Annotated in this window: 1 protein-coding gene; it reads right to left on the bottom strand. The window is 55.0% G+C overall.

Annotated elements, in window-relative coordinates; translation table 11 throughout:
- The coding region (locus KMS84_RS44585) for an efflux RND transporter permease subunit (protein ID WP_256921598.1) at positions 1 to 269 on the bottom strand (269 nt) is incomplete at both ends.

The following is a 269-nucleotide window of genomic DNA, read 5'->3' as shown; positions in this document are numbered from 1 at the left end:
ATATACACCCAGCCTGAAGGTCGGGCGTTCTCACTCTTAAGCATCGGCGGACCATCGCTGACCTTGATCTTCGCAACGGTGCCAAGAGTGATCTGGCTGCCTAGAGGGGTATAGATAGGTAACTGCTCCAGAGCGCCGAGTGAATCCCGCCACTCACGAGGGTAACGTACGTTAATTGGGAAACGAGCCAACCCTTCAATCGTCTCCCCGACGTTTTCACCGCCGATTGCGCCGGCCACGATCGATTGCACATCGGCAATATTTAACCC

This window comes from Streptomyces hilarionis (assembly GCF_024539675.1).
Classification (GTDB): domain Bacteria; phylum Actinomycetota; class Actinomycetes; order Streptomycetales; family Streptomycetaceae; genus Streptomyces; species Streptomyces hilarionis.
Note: the sequence above shows the minus strand (reverse complement) of the source record. Positions and strands in the feature narration are given on the sequence as shown.